Source organism: Campylobacter sp. 2457A (genome assembly GCF_020135895.1).
Lineage (GTDB): Bacteria > Campylobacterota > Campylobacteria > Campylobacterales > Campylobacteraceae > Campylobacter_D > Campylobacter_D taeniopygiae.
Window position 1 is genome coordinate 1 of sequence record NZ_JACHTO010000047.1, and the last position, 3,932, is coordinate 3,932.

General features: G+C 27.7%; 7 protein-coding genes and 1 pseudogene. All 8 read left to right on the forward strand.

Translation table 11 applies throughout. The annotated features are described in order from the left end of the window. A pseudogene (locus H2280_RS08100) lies at positions 1–316 on the forward strand (bacteriophage T4 gp5 trimerisation domain-containing protein); the annotation flags it as partial. 13 nt (positions 317–329) lie between these two features. Beyond that, entirely contained in the window at positions 330–944 is a 615-nt protein-coding gene (locus tag H2280_RS08105; RefSeq protein ID WP_337216220.1) for a hypothetical protein, read from the forward strand. Continuing rightward, entirely contained in the window at positions 937–1,101 is a 165-nt protein-coding gene (locus H2280_RS08110) for a hypothetical protein (RefSeq protein WP_337216221.1), read from the forward strand. The genes H2280_RS08105 and H2280_RS08110 overlap by 8 nt, the downstream gene beginning before the upstream one ends. A gap of 232 nt (positions 1,102–1,333) precedes the next feature. Next, the gene (locus tag H2280_RS08115) at positions 1,334–1,711 is read left to right on the forward strand and encodes a hypothetical protein (protein WP_337216222.1); all 378 of its coding nucleotides are present in this window, start codon (positions 1,334–1,336) and stop codon (positions 1,709–1,711) included. Continuing rightward, the gene (locus tag H2280_RS08120) at positions 1,704–2,321 is read left to right on the forward strand and encodes a hypothetical protein (RefSeq protein ID WP_337216223.1); all 618 of its coding nucleotides are present in this window, start codon (positions 1,704–1,706) and stop codon (positions 2,319–2,321) included. Before H2280_RS08115 ends, H2280_RS08120 begins: the two co-directional genes overlap by 8 nt. Before the next feature lie 106 nt (positions 2,322–2,427). Then, the gene (locus H2280_RS08125) at positions 2,428–2,664 is read left to right on the forward strand and encodes a hypothetical protein (protein WP_337196244.1); all 237 of its coding nucleotides are present in this window, start codon (positions 2,428–2,430) and stop codon (positions 2,662–2,664) included. Further along, the gene (locus tag H2280_RS08130; protein WP_337196243.1) at positions 2,661–3,335 is read left to right on the forward strand and encodes a hypothetical protein; all 675 of its coding nucleotides are present in this window, start codon (positions 2,661–2,663) and stop codon (positions 3,333–3,335) included. The genes H2280_RS08125 and H2280_RS08130 overlap by 4 nt, the downstream gene beginning before the upstream one ends. After that, a partial coding sequence (locus H2280_RS08135; RefSeq protein ID WP_337216224.1) for a hypothetical protein occupies positions 3,325–3,932 on the forward strand: 608 nt, incomplete at its 3' end. The genes H2280_RS08130 and H2280_RS08135, both read left to right, overlap by 11 nt.

The window sequence follows — 3,932 nt, forward strand, 5'->3', positions numbered from 1 at the left end:
TGTTAATATTAGTGATAAGGTGCAAGTTTTAAGCGAAAAAGAAATGGATTATAAAAGTAAAGATAATATCCTTTTTACAAGCAATGAATCTATAGGATTTGAAAGCGATAAAAACACAAGTATGGTAGCTGATAATATCACAACCTATGCTAAAACCACTCATCAGTTAAAAGCTGATAGTGAAGCAACTGTGCAAGTAGGAGAAACTATTATCACCGCAAATCAAAATTGTGTGATTATTAAAGCAGGTGGAGTAGAAGTAGTTATAGACTCTAATGGACTTGTAGTTAAGGGTGGAGAAGTAAGGGCAGAATAGATAAAAGATAAAAATGAGTAGCAACACAGAAATCAAAGAACAAGACACTCAAGATGAAATTATTTTTGAAGAAAAGAAATATATACCTATATTTTTATTTTATGGAATAATACACATTGGACTTTTATGTTTTGTGCTTTATTTGCTTCCTAGGGGATTGAACAATACTACAAATTTTAAAGATTTTATAGTTCTTTCTATTTTTCTTTTTGGGTTGTATGTACTTGCAAAAGAGATCTACCAAGCAGCAAATTTTAAAAGAATTTATATCACAAAAGAAAAACTTGTGATTGAATTTTATTTTGGAAATGAATTAATTTTTCCTTTGGGAACTTTTTTTGTGTATGCTTATACCCCAGTGTATAGTTGGGGAGATATAGTTATACAAACTTTCAAAGGTAGAAGATACAACATTGTAAATCTTGTCGGACGTGAAATAGAAATAAAACATGGTTTTTTTGCAAGAGTTAATGCCATTATAAAACCCCATGTAATGCCTTATTTACTGAGCTTAAGTGATGAAGAATTTGAAAAAATCTTTTCACGTGTAAGCGGAGATTTTAACCTTATTGATACCACTTTCCTTAAAGAGGCGCAAGAATTAAAAAAAGAGAAGAAAGATGAATGAAAGTATTTATGGAAGTTTAGAGTTTTATTCTAAAGAAACTCAAAGCATTCCTAGTGATAAAAGGGATTTAGGCGTATTTGGAGATGTTGCTCCTTATGCTTTAGGTATTGCAGGAGGTTTTGCCACTGAGGCTTTTGAAAGGATGAGTAATGAATAATTCTACTTTGCTTTGGAAAAGTAAGAGAAAATTTTACTTCCTTGCTATTTTGCAATATATTATTTATCTCGCATTAGGTTTTTTTGTGTGTTGATTTTGTTGGTTTGTTTTGCTTAAAGAATCTTTGTAGTATGGTTTTTTCGCCTTTGGGAGTCTTTATTATGTTTTTGAATTACATAAGGCATTGAATTTTAAATTTATAATTTTAATAGAACAAGGATTAATATTAAAAATGCAGTGGTTTGATACAGAAATTTTTTATCCTTATAGAAGTTTTACAATGCGTTATGACATTGCCTATGGAATAAGATTTTTTGAAAGAATAAAAATACGAAATATAAAACATATAAGAAAAGAATTTATTTTTCCTTGTGGTGTGGATTCTTTTGGTAGCTTTGAAAACAATCATATATTTAAAGAATTATGCACAAAATATACACAAAAAGCTTTAGAGACTATGAATTTAGAAGAAAAAGTAAATCTTTATAAGCTTTATCAAGCAAATATAGAAATATTTTTTAATCAAGAAATAGATCGCAATGTTTTTATTATTGATTTCTCCCCTTATATACAAGAGATTAAAACTTATTTAAAGGATAAAAATGAGTAGCAACACAGAAATCAAAGAACAAGACACTCAAGATGAAATTATTTTTGAAGAAAAGAAATATATACCTTCATTTTTATATTATGGGATAGTATATACTGGATTTTTATGTTTTTTTCTTTATTTGTCTCCTAGATTATTTGACAAAGAAATTAATTATAAATGGTTTATAGGTTTTATTGTATATCTTTATTTCTTGTATATGTGTATAAGTCTTATTTATAAAGCAGCAAATTTTAAAAAAATTTATATCACAAAAGAAAAACTTGTGATTGAATTCTATTTGAGGAATGATTTAATTTTTCCTTTAGGAGCTTTTTTTGTGTATTCTTATGAACCATCACGTGCTTTGTTGGGAGATATAGTTATACAAACTTTCAAAGGTAAAAGATACCACATTAAAAATCTTATCAAGCATGAAATAGAACCAAAAAATAATTTTTTTGCAAGAGTTAATGTCATTATAAAACCTTATGTAATGCCTTATTTGTTAAGCTTAAGTGATGAAGAATTTGAAAAAACCATTTCATTTGTAACCGGTTTTTATGACATTAAAACCACTTTCCTTAAAGAAGCAATAGAACTCAGAAAAGAGAAAAAAGATGTATATTGATAACAATTATAAATTATATCTTGAAAAATATATAGGAAAAAACCTAATATTAGAATCTGGGAGTTATGTTATCGGTATAGAGTCCAGTTTTTATCAAGGTATAACAATGAAAATTCTTTTATTAGATTGTAATGGCAAGGAATTATATGGTTTTATTGAATCCGCTAATACAAATTTTAATGAGCTTGCAAATTTTACAAAAAGTCATCTTATAAATTATCTTATTGGTTGCGAGAATATTAAATATCTTAAATTTACTGCTATCTATGGACTATTTCAACTTGAGCAGTATTACAATATAGATCTTAAAGAAATCGATAAGATAAGATTGGATAAAAAATGAGTATAGAAAATAACAACACGGAAATCAAAGAACAAGACGCGCGAGATGAAATTATTTGGGAGTTAAAACATAAAAAAACATTTGCTTTCTTTTGGTCTTGGATTGCTAGAATAGGATATTTAATAGTAGGCATATCGTTTATTGTAATTGCTTTGGAAAAATTTTTAAATAAAAATAATAATGGTTGGCTAATTAGTGCCATTCTTGCAATACTTATAATATTATGGTTTTTACAAAGCCCATTAATGTTATATAAGACACTAAATTTAAAGAAAATGTTCATAAAAAATGATAATTTAATATTGCAAAAATATATCGGCAAGGATATTAAAATAACATTAGGAAGTTTTTATGTCGATATTAGTTCTCCTGTTTTGTTTTCGGTGTTATTAGCGTGCGATAATGTGAGTATTATCGATTTTGATGGAAAAATAATTTATAATTTAGAGCTTATTGAAGATAATATAGAAAATCTTGATAAATTTTATAATATTTTAAAACCTTTTATTGCTGATTTTTTATCATCTTTAGATAAAGAAAGTTTTCATAATATACGTAATACTTTATTGTTTTTAATACACGATTCTCACACAAATTTTTATCAAAATAAAAATCAAATTGATCTTGACAAAATAGAAAAACTAAGAAAGGATAGAGAATTTGGAAAATAAGCAGCAAGTATATTCGCCTTATATAGCTTTGGAATTTTATTCTTATCAGCAAGAATTTACACAGATGCCTATTGATCGAAGGGATTTGGGTAATATGGGAACTTTTATCAATTATTCTATGATTATAGCAGGAGCTGGTTCAGGTGAATTACTGAATGACTATATGAGAGCGCAAGGTATTTCAAATACGATTAATGAATTTTACAAATATAAACTTATGGGTAATTTTGGTATTTTTTCTTATTTATTTAAAAAAGCAGAAGGTAAAGATAATGAAAGAGCCATTAAAGAAGTTGTTTTTGAAACTGGTGTTGGTATGTTAGCCACACATAAGATTACAAAGCAACTTGCCACTAGAGTAGCAACAAGGTTTAGTATTACTATGGCTGGGAGAATACTAGGAGGTTATGCTGGTTCTTTAGTCCCCGTGGCTGGGACAATAGTAGGTGCGGTAGTTGGAGGATGGATTGCTGGAAAGATTGAGGAATGGTGGTTTTCTGATGAGGATCAAGCTTTAGCAGAAGCTAAAGCTGAAAATGAGAGAATAAGAAAATTAGAAGAAGCTTATTTTTTAAAAATCAATCGTATCATCAATTA

Bases quoted from the DNA above. Each gene is read 5' to 3' on its own strand.
- H2280_RS08130 (WP_337196243.1), top strand. From the start codon at position 2,661: ATGAGTATAGAAAATAACAACACGGAAATCAAAGAACAAGACGCGCGA.
- H2280_RS08105 (WP_337216220.1), top strand. From the start codon at position 330: ATGAGTAGCAACACAGAAATCAAAGAACAAGACACTCAAGATGAAATT.
- H2280_RS08110 (WP_337216221.1), top strand. From the start codon at position 937: ATGAATGAAAGTATTTATGGAAGTTTAGAGTTTTATTCTAAAGAAACT.
- H2280_RS08125 (WP_337196244.1), top strand. From the start codon at position 2,428: ATGAAAATTCTTTTATTAGATTGTAATGGCAAGGAATTATATGGTTTT.
- H2280_RS08115 (WP_337216222.1), top strand. From the start codon at position 1,334: ATGCAGTGGTTTGATACAGAAATTTTTTATCCTTATAGAAGTTTTACA.
- H2280_RS08120 (WP_337216223.1), top strand. From the start codon at position 1,704: ATGAGTAGCAACACAGAAATCAAAGAACAAGACACTCAAGATGAAATT.